At 69.3% G+C, this 18,963-nt stretch carries 17 protein-coding genes; 10 read left to right on the top strand and 7 right to left on the bottom strand.

The annotated features are described in order from the left end of the window. The first annotated feature begins 48 nt into the window (after positions 1-48). Together cuyA and cuyB are read left to right on the top strand one after the other, a co-directional pair. Positions 49-1,050, top strand: a complete 1,002-nt coding sequence (gene cuyA / locus QQK83_RS09210; protein ID WP_284263587.1) for a D-cysteate sulfo-lyase — start codon at positions 49-51, stop codon at positions 1,048-1,050. Next, on the top strand, positions 1,047-1,739 hold the full coding sequence (gene cuyB, locus QQK83_RS09205; RefSeq protein ID WP_284263586.1) for a cysteate racemase: 693 nt from the start codon (positions 1,047-1,049) through the stop codon (positions 1,737-1,739). Before cuyA ends, cuyB begins: the two co-directional genes overlap by 4 nt. Positions 1,740-1,743: 4 nt before the next feature. Here the strand turns inward: cuyB and QQK83_RS09200 are convergent, their stop codons facing one another. Next, positions 1,744-2,664 carry a hydrogen peroxide-inducible genes activator gene (locus QQK83_RS09200; RefSeq protein WP_284263585.1) on the bottom strand — a complete coding sequence of 307 codons (921 nt, stop codon included), beginning with the start codon at positions 2,662-2,664 and terminating at the stop codon, positions 1,744-1,746. Positions 2,665-2,830: 166 nt separating this feature from the next. Here QQK83_RS09200 and katG point away from each other — a divergent pair, with 166 nt between their 5' ends. Next, positions 2,831-4,993: a catalase/peroxidase HPI gene (katG, locus tag QQK83_RS09195; protein ID WP_284263604.1), complete on the top strand. Its 2,163-nt coding sequence runs from the start codon at positions 2,831-2,833 to the stop codon at positions 4,991-4,993. Positions 4,994-5,088: 95 nt separating this feature from the next. Here the strand turns inward: katG and QQK83_RS09190 are convergent, their stop codons facing one another. Then, the gene (locus QQK83_RS09190; protein WP_284263584.1) at positions 5,089-6,120 is read right to left on the bottom strand and encodes a LacI family DNA-binding transcriptional regulator; all 1,032 of its coding nucleotides are present in this window, start codon (positions 6,118-6,120) and stop codon (positions 5,089-5,091) included. Between the two features lie 147 nt (positions 6,121-6,267). Here QQK83_RS09190 and QQK83_RS09185 point away from each other — a divergent pair, with 147 nt between their 5' ends. The 4 genes from QQK83_RS09185 (at position 6,268) to QQK83_RS09170 (ending at position 10,643) form a co-directional block, all read left to right on the top strand. Further along, entirely contained in the window at positions 6,268-7,338 is a 1,071-nt protein-coding gene (locus tag QQK83_RS09185) for a carbohydrate ABC transporter permease (protein ID WP_284263583.1), read from the top strand. After that, positions 7,335-8,168 carry a carbohydrate ABC transporter permease gene (locus tag QQK83_RS09180; protein ID WP_284263582.1) on the top strand — a complete coding sequence of 278 codons (834 nt, stop codon included), beginning with the start codon at positions 7,335-7,337 and terminating at the stop codon, positions 8,166-8,168. The genes QQK83_RS09185 and QQK83_RS09180 overlap by 4 nt, the downstream gene beginning before the upstream one ends. A 39-nt stretch (positions 8,169-8,207) precedes the next feature. Further along, positions 8,208-9,494, top strand: a complete 1,287-nt coding sequence (locus QQK83_RS09175) for an extracellular solute-binding protein (protein ID WP_284263581.1) — start codon at positions 8,208-8,210, stop codon at positions 9,492-9,494. A 75-nt stretch (positions 9,495-9,569) separates the two neighbouring features. After that, positions 9,570-10,643, top strand: a complete 1,074-nt coding sequence (locus QQK83_RS09170) for a cellulase family glycosylhydrolase (RefSeq protein ID WP_284263580.1) — start codon at positions 9,570-9,572, stop codon at positions 10,641-10,643. Between the two features lie 312 nt (positions 10,644-10,955). Here the strand turns inward: QQK83_RS09170 and QQK83_RS09165 are convergent, their stop codons facing one another. From QQK83_RS09165 to QQK83_RS09145, 5 genes are all read right to left on the bottom strand, one after another. Beyond that, positions 10,956-11,885: a dihydrodipicolinate synthase family protein gene (locus QQK83_RS09165; protein ID WP_284263579.1), complete on the bottom strand. Its 930-nt coding sequence runs from the start codon at positions 11,883-11,885 to the stop codon at positions 10,956-10,958. Between the two features lies 1 nt (position 11,886). Further along, on the bottom strand, positions 11,887-12,564 hold the full coding sequence (locus QQK83_RS09160) for an aspartate/glutamate racemase family protein (RefSeq protein ID WP_284263578.1): 678 nt from the start codon (positions 12,562-12,564) through the stop codon (positions 11,887-11,889). Beyond that, a complete protein-coding gene (locus QQK83_RS09155; protein WP_284263577.1) occupies positions 12,561-12,947 on the bottom strand; it encodes a VOC family protein in 387 nt (128 codons plus the stop codon). The genes QQK83_RS09160 and QQK83_RS09155 overlap by 4 nt, the downstream gene beginning before the upstream one ends. Continuing rightward, positions 12,944-14,359: a dihydropyrimidinase gene (gene hydA, locus QQK83_RS09150; protein WP_284263575.1), complete on the bottom strand. Its 1,416-nt coding sequence runs from the start codon at positions 14,357-14,359 to the stop codon at positions 12,944-12,946. Before hydA ends, QQK83_RS09155 begins: the two co-directional genes overlap by 4 nt. Positions 14,360-14,431: 72 nt before the next feature. Further along, complete coding sequence (locus QQK83_RS09145) at positions 14,432-15,808, bottom strand: phosphohexomutase domain-containing protein (RefSeq protein ID WP_284263574.1); 1,377 nt, start codon at positions 15,806-15,808, stop codon at positions 14,432-14,434. 120 nt (positions 15,809-15,928) lie between these two features. Here QQK83_RS09145 and QQK83_RS09140 point away from each other — a divergent pair, with 120 nt between their 5' ends. The 3 genes from QQK83_RS09140 to QQK83_RS09130 are packed head-to-tail and all read left to right on the top strand — an operon-like array spanning position 15,929 to position 18,935. Then, positions 15,929-16,618: a hypothetical protein gene (locus tag QQK83_RS09140; RefSeq protein WP_284263573.1), complete on the top strand. Its 690-nt coding sequence runs from the start codon at positions 15,929-15,931 to the stop codon at positions 16,616-16,618. Beyond that, positions 16,615-17,718 carry an AAA family ATPase gene (locus QQK83_RS09135; protein ID WP_284263572.1) on the top strand — a complete coding sequence of 368 codons (1,104 nt, stop codon included), beginning with the start codon at positions 16,615-16,617 and terminating at the stop codon, positions 17,716-17,718. The genes QQK83_RS09140 and QQK83_RS09135 overlap by 4 nt, the downstream gene beginning before the upstream one ends. Beyond that, the gene (locus QQK83_RS09130) at positions 17,715-18,935 is read left to right on the top strand and encodes a vWA domain-containing protein (RefSeq protein ID WP_284263571.1); all 1,221 of its coding nucleotides are present in this window, start codon (positions 17,715-17,717) and stop codon (positions 18,933-18,935) included. Before QQK83_RS09135 ends, QQK83_RS09130 begins: the two co-directional genes overlap by 4 nt. The last annotated feature ends 28 nt before the right edge of the window (positions 18,936-18,963 follow it).

Raw genomic sequence — 18,963 nt, 5'->3', positions numbered from 1 at the left:
GCAAAGCGTGCATCACTGCCCGCGACGATCCCCACCCCGGAGACCCCGATGCATCTTGCCCGATTTCCCCGTGTCCATCTTGCCCATCTGCCCACCCCGCTGGAGCGGCTCGACCGGCTGAGCGCGGCGCTGGGCGGGCCCGAGATCTGGATCAAGCGCGACGATTGCACCGGCATGTCGACGGGCGGCAACAAGACCCGCAAGCTGGAATTCCTGATGGCCGAGGCGATGGCCCACGGGGCCGACATGGTGATGACGCAGGGTGCCACCCAGTCGAACCACGCCCGCCAGACGGCGGCTTTCGCGGCGAAGCTGGGGATGGGGTGCCACATCCTGCTCGAGGACCGCACGGGCTACCAGGACCCCGATTACACGGAAAACGGCAACGTGCTGCTCGACCACCTGCACGGGGCCACGACCGAGCTGCATCCGGGCGGCACCGACATGCCCGCCGCGATGGAGGCCGCGGCCGAGGCCGAGCGGGCGAAGGGCCGCAAGGTCTATGTCATTCCCGGCGGCGGGTCGAACCCGACCGGTGCGCTGGGCTACGTGAACTGTGCGCTGGAGCTGCTGGCGCAGGCCAACGAGCGGGGGCTTGTGATCGACCGGTTGGTCCATGCGACGGGATCGTCGGGGACGCAGGCGGGGCTGGTGGCGGGGATGTGCGCGCTGAACGCGGGCATCCCGGTGCTGGGGATCGGCACCCGCGCGCCGCGGGAGCGGCAGGAGCAGATGGTCTACGACCTTGCCTGTCGGACGGCGGACAAGCTGGGCTGCCCCGGCGTGGTGCGGCGCGAGGACGTGGTGGCCGACACTTCTTACGTGGGCGCAGGCTATGGCCTGCCGCGCGAGGACACGCTCGAGGCGATCCGGATGTTCGCCGAGCTGGAGGGCATTCTTCTCGACCCGGTCTATTCCGGCAAGGGGGCGGCGGGGCTGATCGACTGGTGTCTGAGCGGGCGCTTCAAGGCGGGTGAGCGGGTGGTCTTCCTGCACACCGGGGGCGCGGTGGGGCTGTTCGCCTACAAGGGCGCGCTGGCGCGGGGATGAGGACGGTCGGCATCCTCGGCGGCATGGGGCCGGAGGCGACGGTCCTGTTGATGCGCCGCATCATCGCCGCGGTGCCCGCGCGGGATGACGCGGACCATGTGCCGCTGATCGTCGACCAGAACAGCCAGGTGCCAAGCCGCATCGCCCATCTGATCGAGGGCACGGGGCCTGACCCCGCCCCGGTGCTGGCCGCCATGGCGCGGCGGCTGGAGGGGGCGGGGGCCGCGGCGCTGGCGATGCCCTGCAACACCGCGCACCACTACCTTGCCGCGATCCGCGGCGCGGTCTCGGTCCCTGTGCTCGACATGGTCGCGGCCTCGGCGCGGGCGGCGCGCGAGGCGGCAGGGCAGGGGGCGCGGGTGGGCCTTCTGGCCTCGCCTGCGGTGGCGCAGGTGGGGCTGTTCGACCGGGCGCTGGCCGGCGAGGGGCTGGAGGTTATCCACCCCGCCGACGGCGCGGCGCTGCTTGCGGCGATCCGGGCGATCAAGGCCGAGGGGCCGGTCCCCGCGGCGCGCGCCGCGCTGGTGCGGGCGTCCGAAGGGCTGGTGAAGACCGGGGCCGAGGTGCAGCTGATCGCCTGCACCGAGTTCTCGCTCATCGCCGATGCGGTGGCGCCGGGGGTGCGGGGCATCGACACGCTGGACGTGCTGGTGCGCGAGATCGTGGCGGTCTCGAAAAGCCCGGCCTGAGCCCTCAGCCGACCGGCGCCGGGCCCGTCGCATACATCGCTTCGGCGGATTGGCGCACCACCTCGGCCAGCTCGCGCAGGTCGCGGGCCAGCGGGTTCGTGCGCCGCCAGATCATCCCCACCGTGCGCACCGGCCGCCCGGTGTCGAACCGTTGCACGGCGACCGGCGCGCCGCGGGTCTCGACGCCCACCGCCATCTCGGGGATCAGCGTCACGCCGATGCCTGCCCCCACCATCTGCACGAGCGTGGACAGCGACGAGCCGTCCAGCCCCGCCCGCGGGCTGGAGGCGCGCAGCCCGCAGACCTCGAGCGCCTGGTCGCGGAAACAATGCCCTTCTTCCAGCAGCAGAAGCTGCATGTCCGGCAGCGCCTCGGGCGCGGGGACGGGGGCCTGCGCCTCGGCATCGGGGCGGACGAGGACGAAGCCCTCGGAAAACAGGGCAACCTCCTCGAGCGCGGGTTCCGAGACCGGCAGCGCCACGACCGCGGTGTCGAGCCGCCCCTCCATCAGCTCGGCGATCAGCCGCTCGGTCTGGGTCTCGCGGACCTGCAGGTCGACGCCCGGATAGCGCGCGGCCAGGTCGCGGATCATCCTCGGCAGGAGATAGGGCGCGATGGTCGGGATCACGCCGAGGCGCAGCCGCCCGCCCGGACCGTCGCGCCGGGCGCGCGCGAGGTCCTCCAGCTCGTCCACGGCGCGCAGGATGTCGCGGGCGCGCGCCGCGATCTCCTCGCCGAAGGCGGTCAGCCGCACCTGCCGCGCGCCGCGTTCGAACAGCCGTTGGCCAAGGCTCTCTTCCAACTCCCTGATCTGCATCGACAGCGCGGGCTGGGTGACCGAGCTTGCCTCGGCGGCGCGGCCGAAATGGCCGTGGCGGGCGAGCGCCTCGACATAGCGCAGCTGTTTGAGGGTGACGTGGTTCATAAGGTGAACTTATCATGACAATCAGAATATTCAACTTATCCTGATGCGTCCACTTTGCTAGAACGGTTCCAAGGTGCGGGGAATCGGCCGCTGCGGCCGCCCCGTTGGAAACGCCTTGCACGAGATATCCACCTGACAGCCGTTTGCACGGGAGAGAGACACGATGATGGACGGAGATGACAAGGCCATGGGCAAATGCCCGGTGATGCATGGCGCGATCACGAAGGCGGAGCAGGATGTGGCCTCCTGGTGGCCCAAGACGCTGAAGCTGGACATCCTGCACCAGCATGACACCAAGGTGTCGCCGCTGGGCGCGGATTTCGACTACCGCGAGGCGGTCAAGGGCCTCGACTTCGAGGCGGTGAAGGCCGACGTCAAGGCGCTGCTGACCGACAGCCAGGACTGGTGGCCGGCCGACTGGGGCCATTACGGCGGTCTGATGATCCGCCTGGCGTGGCACTCGGCCGGTTCCTACCGCCTGGCCGATGGCCGCGGCGGCGGCGGGCATGGCAACATCCGCTTCGCGCCGCTCAACAGCTGGCCGGACAACGGCAACCTCGACAAGGCCCGCCGCCTGCTGTGGCCGGTCAAGAAGAAGTATGGCAACGCGCTGAGCTGGGCGGACCTGATCCTGCTGGCGGGCAACATCGCCTATGAGGACATGGGTCTGAAGACCTATGGCTTCTCCTTCGGGCGCGAAGACATCTGGCACCCCGAGAAAGACACCTATTGGGGCGCCGAGATGGAATGGCTTGCGCCCTCCGACACGCGCTACGAAGACGTGATGAAGCCCGGCACGATGGAGAACCCGCTGGCCGCCGTGCAGATGGGCCTGATTTACGTGAACCCCGAGGGGGTGAACGGCCAGCCCGATCCGCTGGCGACCGCGGGCCAGGTGCGCGAGACCTTCGCCCGGATGGCGATGGATGACGAGGAAACCGCGGCGCTGACCTGCGGCGGCCACACTGTCGGCAAGGCGCATGGCAACGGCGACGCCGGTGCATTGGGCGCCGAGCCCGAGGCGGGCGAGATCGAGAACCAGGGCTTCGGCTGGCTCAACCCGCATTTGGACGGCAAGGCGACCAACGCCGTGACCTCCGGCATCGAGGGCGCGTGGACCACCCACCCGACCAAGTGGGACATGGGCTACTTCAAGCTCCTGTTCGGCTACGAGTGGGAACTGACCAAGTCGCCCGCGGGCGCATGGCAGTGGCGGCCTATCGACATCAAGGAAGAGGACATGCCGGTCGATCCCACCGATCCGACCAAGCGCGTCATGCCGATGATGACGGATGCCGACATGGCGATGAAGATGGACCCGGCCTATAACGCGATCTGTCAGAAGTTCATGGCGGACCCCGCCTATTTCGACGATTGCTTCGCGCGCGCCTGGTTCAAGCTGACCCACCGCGACCTCGGACCCCGGACCCGCTACATCGGCCCGGATGCCCCTGCCGAAGACCTGATCTGGCAGGACCCGATCCCGGCGGGATCGACCGGCTACGACGTGGCGGCCCTCAAGGCCGATATCGCGGCCTCGGGTCTGTCGGTCGCCGACATGGTGGCGACGGCATGGGACAGCGCCCGCACCTTCCGCCAGTCGGACCTGCGCGGCGGGGCCAACGGGGCCCGCATCCGGCTTGCCCCCCAGAAGGACTGGGAAGGCAACGAGCCCGCGCGCCTCGCCTCGGTGCTGTCGGTGCTGGAGCCGCTGGCGGCCAAGCATGGCGCATCGGTGGCCGACACCATCGTGCTGGCCGGCAACGTCGGTGTCGAGCAGGCGGCCAAGGCCGCGGGCTTCGAGATCGAGGTGCCCTTCACGCCGGGTCGCGGCGATGCGACGGCCGAGCAGACCGACGCCGAGAGCTTCTCGGTGCTCGAGCCGCTGGCCGACGGGTTCCGCAACTGGATGAAGCAGGACTACGCCGTCGCGGCCGAAGAGCTGATGCTCGACCGGGCGCAGCTTCTGGGCCTGACCGGGCCTGAGATGACGGTTCTGCTTGGCGGGATGCGGGCGATGGGCGCGAACCACGGCGGGGCGGCGCATGGCGTCTTCACCGACCGGGCGGGCGCGCTGACCACCGACTTCTTCGTCAACCTGACCGACATGGCCTACAAGTGGGTGCCAAAGGGGTCGAACCTCTACGAGATCACCGACCGCAAGTCGGGCGAGGTGAAGTGGACGGCCACCCGCGTGGACCTGGTGTTCGGCTCGAACTCGATCCTGCGCGCCTATGCCGAGGTCTATGCCCAGGATGACGCGCCCGAGAAATTCGTGCGCGACTTCGCGGCGGCCTGGACCAAGGTCATGGAGAACGACCTGTTCTGATCGCTTGAGGACCAGAGGGCGGGGCGCGCAGGCGTGCCCTGCCCAGGAAACGCGGACAGGCGGCCCGGGGGGACACCCTCGGGCCGTTTCCTGTTTCAGACGTCTTGCGCGCGGCGCAGGTGCGAGCGGCGCAGGACGGCCGGGCATTCCAGCCGGGCCGCCACCGGCGTCTCGTCGCCCGACAGGATGCGCGCGGCGCACCATTGGCCCATCTCGCGGTGCGGCAGCAGCACGGTCGAGAGCGGCGGGTTCAGGTGCTGGGCGATTTCCTGGTCGTCGTAGCCCATCACGGCGATGGTCTCGCCCACGGCTTCGCCGCGTTCCTTGAGCGCCTCGTAACAGCCGACCGCCATCAGGTCGTTGGCGCAGAAGATCGCGTCGGGCCGGGTGCGGTCGAGCAGTCGGTGGGTGGCGGCATGGCCGCCCGAGGGCAGGAAGTTGCCCGCCTCGATCAGCGACGGGTCGATGGTCAGGCCTGCGGCGCGCAGCGCGCGCTCGTAGCCCTCCATCCGCTGATCCGAGGCGTCCATCCACGGCTCGCCCGCGATGAAGGCGATGCGCCGGTGCCCGGCGTCCAGCAGGGCGCGGGTGGCGGCCTCGCCGCCGCGGCGCTCGGCGGGCACGACCGAGGCGAACCGCCCCTCGCCGTCGTAGCAGTTGAGCAGAACCGCGCGGTGGCGCGACAGCGCGTCCGGCGGCGTCACCCGCCGCGTCAGGATCGAGGCGTAGATCACCCCCTCGACCCGGTCGGCGGCCCATTTGCGCAGCACCGCGGCCTCGTACCCGCGGTCGCCGCCGGTCATCACCACCTCGGCGAGCACACCGGCCTTCCACGCCTCTTCCTGCAGCCCCTCGATCGAGATCGCGGCGAAGGGGCTGGTGGCGATCTCGTCGACCATGACGCCGATCACGCGGCTGCCCGAGCCCTTGGCCGGTCGCCCCGCGCCGCGCGGGCGGTAGCCGAGATCGGTCACGGCCTTGAGCACGCGGCGGCGGGTCTCGGCGCTGATGCGCATGTCCTCGTTGCCGTTCAGCACGAAAGAGACGGTGGATTGCGACACGCCCGCCTGAAGCGCGACCTCCTTCATCGTGACCCGGCCCTGGGTCTTGTCGTCCGCGTCGTCCATGCCGCCTCGCAAAGCCTTGCCCGCGGGTTGCGGGGGTGCTGCTAATAAATATTGCTAATATTTTTATCACAAGCCAGAATGCAGCATGGAATCGGGGCGTCGGGGAGGGCGGACCGCGTGGCGAAGGGCAGGCACAGGGCGCGGGGATTGACCGAGGGGCAGGCGGCGGCGGTGCTGCTTCTGCCGTTCCTCGCGGTCTATGCCGCGTTCCTTGTCTACCCGTTCCTGAACGGGGTCTGGATCAGCCTGCACGACTGGAACCTGCTCGCCGTCGCCTTCAACCCCGATGCGCGCGAGTTCATCGGGGCCGAGAATTACATCCGCACGCTCTGGGGGCGGAACATCGAATGGGGCCTCTTTGCCAGCCCGGTCATGCAAACCGGTGGTGTCCTCGGGATCGGGCTGGCCTTTTTCGGTTATCGCAGCGGGCGGCTGACACGGGCGACGGCTTTGGCGCTGGGGATCGCGGGGGCGCTGTTCTTCCTGATGCCCGGTTTCCATCCGGGCGAGGGCGGGCGCTGGTATGACCGCCGGTTCTGGCCGACGGTGGGCAACACGATCACCTTCGTCGCGCTGGCGGTGCCGGGCGTCACGCTCACCGCGCTGATCCTTGCCGCCGCGCTGGATGGCGAGACGCGGGCCAAGGCCGTGCTGCGCACGGTCTTTTTCCTGAGCCAGGTTCTGTCGGTGACGGTGGTCACGCTGATCTGGCAGATCATGTTCTCGCCCCGGCAGGGGCTGATCGCCAATGTCGCGCAGGCGCTGGGCGGCTCGCCCATCGTCTGGCTGACCGACCAGCAGCTTGCCATGGCGGCCATCGTCATCACGACGATCTGGTGGTCGCTGGGCATCGCCATGATCCTGTTTCTCGCGGGCATCCAGGATATTTCCAAGGACATCTACGAGGCCGCCGCCATCGACAACGCCCGCGGCATCCGCGCCTTCTGGTACATCACCCTGCCGAACCTGAAGCGCACGATCACGCTGGTCGTGGTCCTCCAGATCATCCTGCATTTCCAGGTCTTCGGGCAGGCGCACCTGATGACGCAGGGCGGGCCCAACGACAGCACGCAGGTGCTGGTGCGCTACATCTACCAGACCGCCTTCCGCGACAGCGAGCTGGGGAAGGCCAGCGCCATGGCGGTGGTCCTGTTCCTGATCATGGGGGCGTTTTCGCTGGTGCAGTTCATCCTTGGCCGCGAGGGGGACGAGCGATGAACCGCGGCTATTACTGGCTGATCACGGCGCTTTCGATCCCGGCCTTCCTGTGGCTGATCCCGACGCTCTGGATGATCTCGCTCTCGTTCCAGCCCAACGAGGTGCTGGCGCGCACGACCTCGACCACCGCCTTCGGGCTCGTCCCCATTCCCTTCACCGCCGAGAATTACGCGGCGCTCTTCAGCTTCGGGCAGACGCCGATGTGGTTTCTCAACTCGGCCATCGTGGCGCTGGGGATGACGCTGGGCGTTCTCGCCGTCTCGACCACGGCGGGCTATGCGCTGGCGCGGCTGGAATTTCCGTTCAAGCGCGCGATCCTGGTTCTCTGCCTTGTCGGGCTGATGGTGCCGGAGCAGGCGGTGTTCATCCCGCTTTACACGATGTTCGCCGATCTCGGCTGGCACAACAGCTATCACGCGCTGATCCTGCCGCGCATGGCGGTGCCCATCGGCGTCTTCCTGATGATGCAGTTCTTCAAGTCGATCCCGAAGGACATCGAGGAAGCCGCCCGCATCGACGGGGTCGGCTGGCTGCAGATCTTCTGGCACATCATGCTGCCGCTCGCGCGGCCCGCGATGATGACGCTGGCGATCCTGACCTTTCTCTACGCCTGGAACGATTACCTCTGGCCGCTGGTCTCGGCGCGCGAACCCGAGCGCTTCACGATCACGCTGGGGCTTGCCTCGATCCAGTCGAATTTCGCGCAATCCGAGGGGCTGGGCCGCGTCATGGCCTCGGGCGTCATCGCGTCCCTGCCCGTCGTGATCCTGTTCCTGATGTTCCAACGCCACGTGGTCCGCGCCATGACGGCCGGAGGCACAAAGGGCTGAACCGGGGCCGCAACGGCCCCAATCCAAGGGAGGAAAGACATGAAACATGTTCTGATCGGCACCGCGCTGGCCGCCACGGCGGTCACGGGGGCCACCGCGCAGGAGGTGACGCTGGGCCGCTTCTTCGGCGCTTGCGAGGATGCAGGCACCGACACGACCGCCAGCGTGGGCGAGGCCTGCATCATCCAGTCCATCATCAACGCCGCCGACGCCGAGCTGGACGGCATCACGGTCACCACCCTGCCGACCGACTGGGGCAACTACTATGACCAGGTCATCGCGGCCTACGCGGGCGGCGAGCCGCCGGACGTGCATGTCATGCACCGCCACCGGGTGCCGCAATTCGCGGGCCTTGGCGCGCTGGCCGAGCTGTCGGGCGACCTCGAGGCGGCGGGCATCGACGTGTCCGACTGGGCGCCCGCCGCGCTGGACGCGGTCAGCTTCGAGGGCGGCATCTACGGCGTGCCGATGGATTTCCACGCGAACCTTTGGCACGTGAACATGGAGATCATGGAGGCCGCGGGCCTTGTCGCCGAGGATGGCAGCCCGATCCTGCCCTCCTCTCCCGAGGAGCTTCTGGAACATGCCGCCATGGTCGAAGCGGCCACCGGCCACGACTACCTCGCCGCCGATTTCGCGCAGTTTCCCATCGGCGTGCGCCTCGTGCTGTCGCTGATGTGGCAGCAGGGCGAGAACATCTTCACCGAGGACGGCACCGCCACCATCGACACCGAGGCCGCGCGCAACGCCGTCACCACGATCACGCAGCTCTTCGACGCGGGCCACGCGGACCCGCAGCTGAACTACGCCGACAGCCAGCAGGCCTTCCTGAACGGCGAGGCGGCGGTTCTGGTCAACGGCACATGGGTGGTCGATTTCTACAGCGCCGAGGCCGCGAACCCCGATGTCGCACTGTCGGATTACTACGTCGCCGATTTCCCGACGCTGTTCGCCGAGGGCGCGACCTGGGCCGACAGCCACATGTGGGCGATCCCCGCCTCGCTCAAACGTGACGACCCCGAGACCTATGCGGCGGCGTTGCAGGTCCTGGCCTTCATCAACGCCCATAACATCGATTGGGCGCGGACCGGGCACATGGCCGTGCGCAACTCGGTGCTGGCCTCCGAGGCCTATGCCGCGCTTCCGCACCGCGACGAGTATACCGGCACCGCATCCATCGCCCGCGACACGCCCGCCGCCGAGAATTACGGCGCGATCCAGGACGTGCTGAACCGCGAGCTGCAGGCGATCTGGCTGACCGGCAAGCCCGTGGGCGACGCGCTCTCGGATGCCGAGCTGGAGGTGCAGGACCTTCTGGACGGCTGAGGCCGTTTACCCATCGGCCGGGTGTTTCGCCCGGCCGGTGTCCCCATGACTTCATACAATCACGGAAGGCGCAGAATGACCCGTTGGACCGAAGCGGAGGCCATGGCCTGGTGGCGCGCCCGTGACTGGGTGTGCGGCTTCAACTTCCTGCCCTCGACGGCGGTGAATTTCCTCGAGATGTGGCACCGCGACAGTTTCGACGCCGCCACCATCGAGCGCGAGCTGGGCTGGGCGGCGGAGCTGGGCTTCAACGCCTTTCGCATCAACCTCCACTACCTCGTGTGGAAGCACGACCGCGACGGGCTGATCGACCGGCTCGACCGGGTGATGGGCATGGCCGCGGCCCGCGGCATCGACACCATTCCCGTCCTGTTCGACGATTGCGGCTTCGGCGGGGTCGAACCGGTCTACGGGCCGCAGCCCGACCCGATCCCCGCCGTCCACAACAGCCGCGCGGTGGCCAGCCCCGGCCGCGCGCTCCTGCTGGCGGGCGCGGAAACGGACGGCTTTCATCGCTATGTCGCCGACATCGTCGGCCGCTTCCGCGATGACCGCCGGGTGCTCTTCTGGGACCTCTACAACGAGCCCGGCAACCGCATGGTCTTTGCCCCCGGCGGGGCCGCGCTCTACGAGCCGGATTTCTCGGCGCAAAGCCTGGCCCTGATGGAGGCGAGCTTCGAGCTGGCCCGCGCCTGCGCGCCCGAGCAGCCGTTGACCGTGGGGGCCTGGAGCACGCCCGTCGCAGGCGTGACCGAGGCCGCCTACGAGACGCCCATCGACAGCACGGCGCTGGCGCGCTCGGATATCGTGACCTTCCACGCCTATCTTGCAACCGACAAGGTGGACGCGATCATCACGGCGCTGGCCCAGAGGGGCCGCCCGATGCTCTGCACTGAATGGATGGCGCGGCCGGTGGGCAGCCGCATCGCCGACCAGCTCACGCTCTTCCGCGACCGTGACGTGGGCTGCGTGCAATGGGGGCTGGTGCAGGGGCGCACCCAGACCTGGCTGCCCTGGCCCGAGGAGTTGGTGGCCGCCCATGGCGGCGACGCCGACCGCTCGGTCTGGTTCCACGACATCCTCGACGCCGCGGGGCAACCCTATGATCCGTCAGAGGTCGAGACACTCCGGCTCTGCACCGCGGGATAGTGGCGCGACATCCCCCCGGCTATCCCGAAGGGCTTCACCGGGGAGGATGTGCATCTCCATCCACGGTCATCGGCATGGCTGCCTGTCCCGCGGGATGAGCCTTGCACCGAAGTCTTGAGAAAAGGTGAACGCCCGTCGCATCTTCATCCCCCAAATATGGCCGCCGGAGGCTCCCGCAGCCTGCCGGATGCGCAGGCCTGTGCAGGATGAGGACCGCCCTCGACACCGGGTGCCGCGAAACGCGCGTTTCGCGCCGGGTCGGCGCGCGACGCGCGGCGAAACGGGCGCCGGGCCTCTTCTGCGCGACCGGCTCTAGCCAAGCTCCGCCAGCCGCGCCTCCTGCCGGGCGATCAGCGCCTCGGTCTCGGCGATGGTCGCCGCCGAGAGTGCCGGGCCGGGCCGCCGCACGGTCGCATGGGCAATCGCACCGCGCCGGGCGAGCGTGTGTTTCCGGATCGCCAACCCCAGCCCCGGCTGGCTCTCGTAGCGGATCAGCGGCAGGTAGGCGTCGAACAGGTCGCGCGCACGCCCCTCGTCGCCCGCCTGCATCAGGCGCACCACCTCGGCCATCATCTCGGGATAGGCGAAGCCGGTCATCGCGCCGTCAGCCCCCCTCAGCATCTCTTCCAGCAGGAAAAGCCCCCCGTTGCCGCACAGGATCGAGAGCCGCCGCGCGCCCTCGGCCTCCATCCGCCTGAGCGCGCCGATCTTCTCCAGCCCCGGCCAATCCTCGTGCTTGAGCATGACGCAGGTCGGGCAGGCGTCGAAGATGCGGCGCAGAACCTTCGGCGTGATCTGCACACCGGTCACCAGCGGGAAATCCTGCAGCACCCAGGGGATCTCCCCCAGCGCGTCGGCGACCATCTCGAAATAGCCGATGATCTGCTCGTCGGTCCTGAGCCCCGCGGTGGGCGCAACCATGACGCCCGCGGCCCCGCGGTCCATCGCGGCCTTGGCCATCGTGGTCACCGCGGCAAGGCCGGGGGCCGAGACGCCGACGACGACGGGAACCGTCGCCCGCGCGGTCACGCGGTCGATGACGATCCGGCTTTCCTTGTCCGACAGCTTGCCCGCCTCGCCCATCATGCCGAGGATCGTGAGGCCGGTCGCGCCCTTCTCCTCGTAGAACGCGACCATCCGGTCGAGGCTTTCGGGGTCGAGCGACCCATCCGGCAGAAAGGGCGTGGCGGCGATGGTAAAGACGCCGCGGGCGGTTTCGTCGAGCAGAACGGGTTTGGGCATGTCAGCCTCCTCCGGGTCTGTGGGTCTGGGCCAGCGCGATGCGCCCCTGCAGCATGGCGACGGCGGCCTGGCAGGGGTCGATCACGGGGATGGTCAGTGCCTGTTCCAGCGTCGCGCGGTAGCGCGCCATGCCCGCGCAGCCGAGGATCAGCACCTCGGCCCCGTCAAGGTCGCGCAGGGCGCGGCCGGTCTCGACCAGGCGGGTTTGCGTGGCGTCCGGGTCGGCGAGCGCGGCGACACCGAGGTTCAGCGCCCGGTCGCCTGCCAGCCGGTCCAGCACCCCCATTGCGCCGAGGCTGCGCAGGTGGCGCGGGATCGAGGCGGGCAGGATCGCGATGATGCCGAAGCGCTGGCCCAGCGTCAGCGCGGTCGCAACGGCGGCTTCCTGGATGCCGAGCACGGGCTTGGCCGTCCGGTCGCGCAGCGCGTGGACGCCGGGATCGCCGAAACAGGCGACGACATAGCCCGCGGCGTCGGGCTCCAGCCGGGCGGCCAGCGCCAGCATCGGCGCGATGGTCTCGTCGGCCTGCGCTTGGCTTTCGATGCCGGGCGGCCCCTCGGCCAGCGTCAGGCAGGTGACGGGCGCAGGCAGGTTGCGCAGGGGGGCGATGGCCTCGGCGATGCCCGCGGTGACGGTGTCGGAAGAATTGGGGTTGATGACGAAAAGCGTGCCGGTCATCGGGTCGCCTGCTGGATCTCGACCTGGTAGCCCTCGGGGTCACGGAAGACGAAGGCGCGGATGCCGATCTTGTCGTTTTCGAACATCCGCGACAGGCCGTCGACCCCCTGATCGGCCAGATAGGCATGCCATGCCTCCACATCCTCAATGCGAATGCAGACCTGCACGCATTTCTCGGGCTGCCAGTCGTTCATGCCCTTCGCCTCGTCCACCAGCCCCAGATGCGCGTTCGGCGCGATCTGCATGATCTTGGCGAGGTCGCCCTGGTCGATGGCCAGCGGAAAGCCCATCACGTCGCGGTAGAAGGCAAAGGCGCGGGGCAGGTCGCGGTAATAGAGAAAGGTGATCGCCAGAACGTTGGGCGCTGTGGGTCGGTCGGTCAATTGCGCGTTCCCATGATGTCTGCGGGGCGCGTGCCGATGGCCGCGCGCGCCAGCCAGCGCCCTGCGCCGGGTTGGCCGAGATAGTCGCCTTCGCGCATCACGGCTTGCCCCCGCTGGTAGGTGGCGACGGGCCAGCCGGTGACGGATGTGCCCTCCCACGGGTTGTAGCCCACGTTGTCATGCAGGTCGTCCGCCCCGTAGGTCACGGCGCGGCCCATGTCCCAGAGCACGAGATCGGCGTCGTATCCCGGCGCGATGCGCCCCTTGCCGGGCAGCCCGTAGAGCGCCGCGGGCGCCTCGGCGGTCAGCCGGGCGAAACCGGTCGCGCCCAGTCGTCCGCCGCTCACCATCGCGTCGAACATCAGCGGCAGGCGCGGCTCGAGCCCCGGCATGCCGTTGGCGATGGCGGGGAAGGGCGCGTCGCGCCCGTTCGAGAACTTGCCCGTCTCGTCGAAGCGGTAGGGCGCGTGGTCCGAGGACACGATCTGAAGATGACCCGCCGCCAGCCCGGCCCAGAGCGCGGCTTGATCGGCGCGCGTGCGTTGCGGGGGCGAGCACATCCATTTCGCGCCTTCCATGCCCGGACGGTCCAGAACCGCGTCGGTCTGGAACAGGTAATGCGGGCAGGTCTCGGCCCAGATGGGCGCGCCACGGGCGCGGGCGGTGGCGATCTCGGCCACGGCTTCCGCTGTCGAGACGTGGAAGATCATCACCGGCGCGCGCGCCACTTCGGCGAGGCGGCACATGCGGGCGACCGCCTCGATCTCGGCCTCGCGCGGGCGAGAGGCGGCGTGGTCGATGGGCCGCGTGCGCCCCTCGGCCAGAAGTCGCGCGCGCGCCGCCGCGATGATCGCGTCGTTCTCGGCGTGGATGCAGGTCAGCGCCCCGGCCTCGCCCGCGATGCGCAGGATTTCGAGGATATCGGCGTCTTCCAGCTTGATGTTGTAGGTCGTGAAGACCTTGATCGAGCGGTGGCCTGCGGCGATCAGCGCGCGCAGGTCGTCCTCGAACGCGGGGACGGAGGGGTCGCTGACCGAGATGTGAAAGGCGTGGTCCACCGCCGCGCCGCGTTGCGCGCGGGTGGCGTAATCGGCGACCGTATCGCTAAGCCGCTGCCCCTTGGCCTGCGCGGCGAAGGAGATCACGCTCGTGGTGCCGCCCATCGCGGCGGAGCGCGTGGCGGTTTCGAACGTGTCGGCGTTCATCAGGCCCATGCCCGACATCTGCTCGATATGGCAATGCGGATCGACGCCTCCGGGGGTGATCAGAAGGCCCGCGGCCCCGACCACCTCTGCCCCTGTGAGGCCCGCGCCAAGCGCCGCGATGCGGCCCGCGGTGACGGCGATATCGGCCTCGACCACCGCGCCGCCGGTCACGACGCGCCCGCCACGGATCACCAGATCATATGCCATGCGCACCCCCTGTCGGGGACTGAGCATGGGGCAGAGCCAAAGGCCTGTCCAGAGCGCCGCTCAGGCCCCCGGTCAGGCTTCGATCAGTGCCCGCATCTCGGCTAGTTTCGCGGCGACCAGATCGGGCTTGCCGCGCGCCTCGATGTTCAGCCGCAGAAGCGGCTCGGTGTTCGAGGCGCGCAGGTTGAAGCGCCAGTCCCCGAAGGACAGCGACAGCCCGTCGGTCTCGTCCCGCGTCTCGGCCTTGGGGCCGTATTCGGCCTCAATGGCCGCGATCACCGCCTTCTGGTCGCCCACGCGGAAATTCACCTCGCCCGAGGAAGGGTAGGCGGCGCGCCGTTCGGCAAGCAGCGCCTTGAGGCTTTCGCCCCGGCGGCAGACCAGCTCGATCATCAGCAGCATCGGGATCATGCCGCTGTCGCAGGCCATGAAATCGCGGAAATAGTGATGCGCCGACATCTCGCCGCCATAGACGGCACCGGTCTCGCGCATCGCCTGCTTGATGAAGGAATGGCCGCATTTCGACTGGATCGCCTCGCCGCCCATCTGCGCCACCACCTCCTGCGTGGCCCAGACGACGCGGGGGTCGTGGATGATCTTCTGCCCCGGTTCCTTGGCAAGAAACGCCTCGGCCAGCAGGCCCACGACATATTCGCCGGGCACGAAGCCGCCTTCGTGATCGAAGAAGAAGCAACGGTCGAAATCGCCGTCCCAGGCGACGCCCATGTCCGCGCCGTGGTCTTTCACCGGGGCCGCGGTCAGGTGCTGGTTCTCGTCCAGAAGCGGGTTGGGAATGCCCGCGGGAAAGCTGCCGTCGGGGTCGTGGTAGACGCGGATGAACTCGATCGGCGCGCCCGCTTGCGCCATGGCGTCCGCCAGCGCGTCGAAGCTGGGGCCGGCGGCGCCGTGGCCTGCGTTGACCAGCACCTTGAGCGGCGTCAGGGCCGAGATATCGACGAATTCCATCAGCTTGGCGACATAGGCCGCGCGCGTTCCGCTGGCGTCGGTCACATGGCCGCCCGGCACCTCGGCGGCGAAGTCGCCGCGTTCGGCCAGCGCCTTGATCGCGTCCATGCCGTCGGCTGCGCCGATAGGGGCCGAGCCCGCCTGCACCATCTTCATCCCGTTGTAATCCATGGGATTATGGCTGGCTGTGACGCAGATGCCGCCATCCGCGCCGAGATGGGTGGTGGCGAAATAGGTCTCTTCCGTCCCCGACAGGCCAAGGTCCAGCACCTCGACGCCCGCCGCCATCAGCCCGCGCGCAACCGCGCTCGCCAGCGCCTCGGAGGTCGGGCGAACGTCACGGCCCAGCACGACGCGGCTCGCGCCCATCACCTCGGCGAAGGCGCGGCCGATGCGATAGGCGATCTCTTCGTTCAGCTCGTCGCCGAGGCGGCCGCGGATGTCATAGGCCTTGAAACAGGTGAGCGGGGGAAGCGGTGTCATCTGGAATATGTCCCTGTGGGTTCCGGCTTTGCGCCAAGACCTACCCCATCGCGCGCCATTCGCAAAGCGGGGTGGCCGGACGGCATTGGCGCGGGCCGCGACCGCGCTAGGATTACCGTCATGTTGATCGTGACCGATGCGACCATCGCCAACCGCGGGGTGCTGGAAACCCGCAGCTTGCCGAAGAAGTTTCTCGGCCGGGTGCAGCTGGTGCCGCACCGCGGGGGGCTGCGCCTTTGGGCGCGGCTGATCGTGGAGATCCAGATCCTGCGCTATCTCTCGGCGCTTTTGCCCTTCGTGGTGATCCCGCTGATGTCGCGCGACCTGGCGCTTCCGGTGACGCAGGCGCCGCTGGCGATGCTGATCGTCATCGCCTTCGTCGAGATGAAGGTCCTGCGCCTGTCCAAGGCGGGGCGCGCACGCGCCGTCGACGCGGACGAGGCCGCGCGCCGCCTCGATGCGCTCGCCTTTCGCGCGCGCGCCACGCTGCGCCGCATCGCCGCCCGCCACGAGATCGCCGAGGGCGCTTTGCGGTTGGTGATCGAACAGTCCGAACTGGCGCGCATCGCGCCCCTGACGCTGGTGTCGGTGCAGACCGACCAGCCCGTCCCGCTCCTTCTGTCGCTGGACGAGGGGGACCGCGCGATCCTGCGCGACGGGATCTTCGACGCCGAGCTGACCGAGCGCGACCTGCTTGCCGTCAACCACCGCGACGATCTTTACATCCGCGACATCGCGCAGGAGGCGCGCGCGGTCTCGGCCCATGCGCGGCTGGCCGCGGCGCTGGAGAAACGGCAGGCCGCAGGATGAGCGTGAACGCGACGACGGTCTCGGCGGGCGAGGCGCTGCGCGTTCTGGAGGCGGGCTGGGCCGCGCAGAAGGCCGGGGGGCTGACGGCAAGCTGGATGCTGCACGGGCGGCCCGGCGTGGGGAAAACCGAGCTGGTCCAGACCCTTGCGGGGCGCATCGGGGCGGAGCTTTATGACCTGCGCCTGACCACGATCGAGCCGCAGGACCTGCGCGGCTTGCCCTATTTCGACCATTCGGCCGGGAAAACCGTCTGGTATCGCCCCGAGGATCTGCCCGACACGGACGCGCCCGCAGTGCTGTTCCTGGACGAGCTGACCGCCGCCGCTCCCGCGCTGCAGCCCACCGTCTACGGGTTGTTGCAGGAGCGCCGCGTGGGCCGCCACCGGCTGCCCGACAGCGTGATGGTTGTGGCCGCGGGCAACCGGGTCGAGGATGGCGCGATTGCCTATGACATGGGCACGGCCCTGTCGGATCGGCTGATCCACATGATCGTGCAGGCGACGCCCGAGGATTGGCTGAAGCACTACGCCGTGCCCGCGGGTATCCACCCGGCGGTCGCGGCCTTCATCCGCACCCGGCCCGACTTGCTGGAAACCACCGAGGACGCGCTGCGCCGCGGCCAGATGATCGCCTGCACGCCGCGCAGCTGGACGCGCGTGAGCCGCATCATGGAGACGGTCCCCGACCGCGCCACCCGCGCCGTGATGATCGCGGGCACCGTGGGCGAGGCCGCCGCGGCCGAGTTCGCGCTGCTCGCCGACGAGATCGCGGCGACGGTGCAGGTGACCGAGATGCTGGCCACCCCGCGCCGGGAACGCGCGGCGCTTTATCCCCGGACGCTGCACGGGCTGACCGCGATGATCTACGGCTTGGTCGGGGCGTCCATGCGAGCGAACTTATCCACAGGGATCGAGATTCTCGCGGATTTGCGAAGGCTTGGCGGGCAAGGCTACGGTGGATTACCTGTGAGTGAATTGGCGAGCTTCGGCTTCGAGCTGCTCATCGGCCGCGCGTTGGAGCAGGGCTGGGAAGAGGTTTTCGCGGACAGCCCCGATTACGCCGCCTATGCCGCCGAACGGCAGGCCGCGGGCCTTCCGTGACCGGGCATTCCGCCCGCGCCGCCCGCGCGCTCGTCCATCTGGGCGAGGTCGACCCGGCGCTCGGCGTCCTGTCGCTCTGGTGCCGCCACCGCGACGGGCCGGGGGCCACGCGCACCGATGGCGACACGATCAGCTACGGCCCCGGTTTCGACACGCTGGGCCTGCCCGAACAGGTGGGGTTGGTCGCCCATCACGTGTTGCATGTGGCCTTGCGCCATTCCGACCGGCAGGCGGCGCTGGCCGAACGGCTGGGCGGCAGCTTCGACGCCTCGCTCTACGGGCTGGCCGCCGACGGGATCATCAACGAGACGCTGATCCTGGCCGGTCACGCCCTGCCGCGGCCGGCCGTGACGCTGACCGAGTTGCTGGAGGAGGCGGGCAAGCCCGCGAAATCGTCCGTCGATGCGCTGGAACGCTGGGATGCCGACCGGCTGGCCATGGCGCTGCACCGTGACCCGAGACTGGCCGAGAAGCTGCGCGAATGGGGCGCAACCCGTGGATTTGCAACGGATCTCGGGCTTGGTGAACCCGACGAGGAGGGTGAGAGCCAATCCGCCGCCGACTGGCGCAACCAGATCCTGCGTGCGCTCGAGGCCGGCCGCAAGGCAGGCTCCGGCATCGGCCGTCTCGGCGCGATCCTCGCCGACCTCGCGCCGCCGCAGGTGCCGTGGGAGCTGCAGCTGCGCGGGCTGCTGGCCAAGGCGCTGACCGAACGGCCGCACCGCAGCTGGCGCCGCCCCTCGGGGCGCTGGGTCGCGCAGATGGCCGCGGCCGAGGCCACGGGCGGCCCCGCGCCGGTCTATGAGCCGGGGCGCGCGCGGATGGATACGCGGCCGCGGCTGGTGGTGGGGCTTGATACGTCGTCCTCGGTCGATGCGCAGACCCTGCGCCTGTTCACCGCGGAAGCCGAGGGGATCGCGCGGCGCACCGGGGCCGAGGTGCACCTGATGGCCTTCGACGAGGCGGTTTTCCGCGAGGAGCGGCTCGACCCCGCCGGATGGCAGGGGTTGCGCGACGCGGCGTTCCGCACCGGGGGCGGGACGGACTACGGCGATCTCTTCGACAAGGCGGGCCGCCGCGACCCGTCGATGCTGGTCATCCTGACCGACCTCGACGCGGACCTGCCGCCCGCGCCGTCCTTTCCGGTGCTCTGGGCCGTGCCGCGCGCGGTCGAGGCACCCGGTTTCGGCCGGGTGCTCGTGATCGGCGAGGGCTGACGTTTTCCTCGAGGAAAACGTTGGGAAA

The sequence above is a fragment of the Roseicyclus amphidinii genome, assembly GCF_030163755.1.
Classification (GTDB): Bacteria; Pseudomonadota; Alphaproteobacteria; order Rhodobacterales; family Rhodobacteraceae; genus Roseicyclus; species Roseicyclus amphidinii.
This window is presented reverse-complemented; position numbering and strand designations above follow the sequence as displayed.

Coding starts and splice junctions, on each gene's coding strand:
- cuyA (WP_284263587.1), top strand. CDS start 49: ATGCATCTTGCCCGATTTCCCCGTGTCCATCTTGCCCATCTGCCCACC.
- cuyB (WP_284263586.1), top strand. CDS start 1,047: ATGAGGACGGTCGGCATCCTCGGCGGCATGGGGCCGGAGGCGACGGTC.
- QQK83_RS09200 (WP_284263585.1), bottom strand. CDS start 2,664: ATGAACCACGTCACCCTCAAACAGCTGCGCTATGTCGAGGCGCTCGCC.
- katG (WP_284263604.1), top strand. CDS start 2,831: ATGGACGGAGATGACAAGGCCATGGGCAAATGCCCGGTGATGCATGGC.
- QQK83_RS09190 (WP_284263584.1), bottom strand. CDS start 6,120: ATGGACGACGCGGACGACAAGACCCAGGGCCGGGTCACGATGAAGGAG.
- QQK83_RS09180 (WP_284263582.1), top strand. CDS start 7,335: ATGAACCGCGGCTATTACTGGCTGATCACGGCGCTTTCGATCCCGGCC.
- QQK83_RS09175 (WP_284263581.1), top strand. CDS start 8,208: ATGAAACATGTTCTGATCGGCACCGCGCTGGCCGCCACGGCGGTCACG.
- QQK83_RS09170 (WP_284263580.1), top strand. CDS start 9,570: ATGACCCGTTGGACCGAAGCGGAGGCCATGGCCTGGTGGCGCGCCCGT.
- QQK83_RS09165 (WP_284263579.1), bottom strand. CDS start 11,885: ATGCCCAAACCCGTTCTGCTCGACGAAACCGCCCGCGGCGTCTTTACC.
- QQK83_RS09160 (WP_284263578.1), bottom strand. CDS start 12,564: ATGACCGGCACGCTTTTCGTCATCAACCCCAATTCTTCCGACACCGTC.
- hydA (WP_284263575.1), bottom strand. CDS start 14,359: ATGGCATATGATCTGGTGATCCGTGGCGGGCGCGTCGTGACCGGCGGC.
- QQK83_RS09145 (WP_284263574.1), bottom strand. CDS start 15,808: ATGACACCGCTTCCCCCGCTCACCTGTTTCAAGGCCTATGACATCCGC.
- QQK83_RS09140 (WP_284263573.1), top strand. CDS start 15,929: ATGTTGATCGTGACCGATGCGACCATCGCCAACCGCGGGGTGCTGGAA.
- QQK83_RS09135 (WP_284263572.1), top strand. CDS start 16,615: ATGAGCGTGAACGCGACGACGGTCTCGGCGGGCGAGGCGCTGCGCGTT.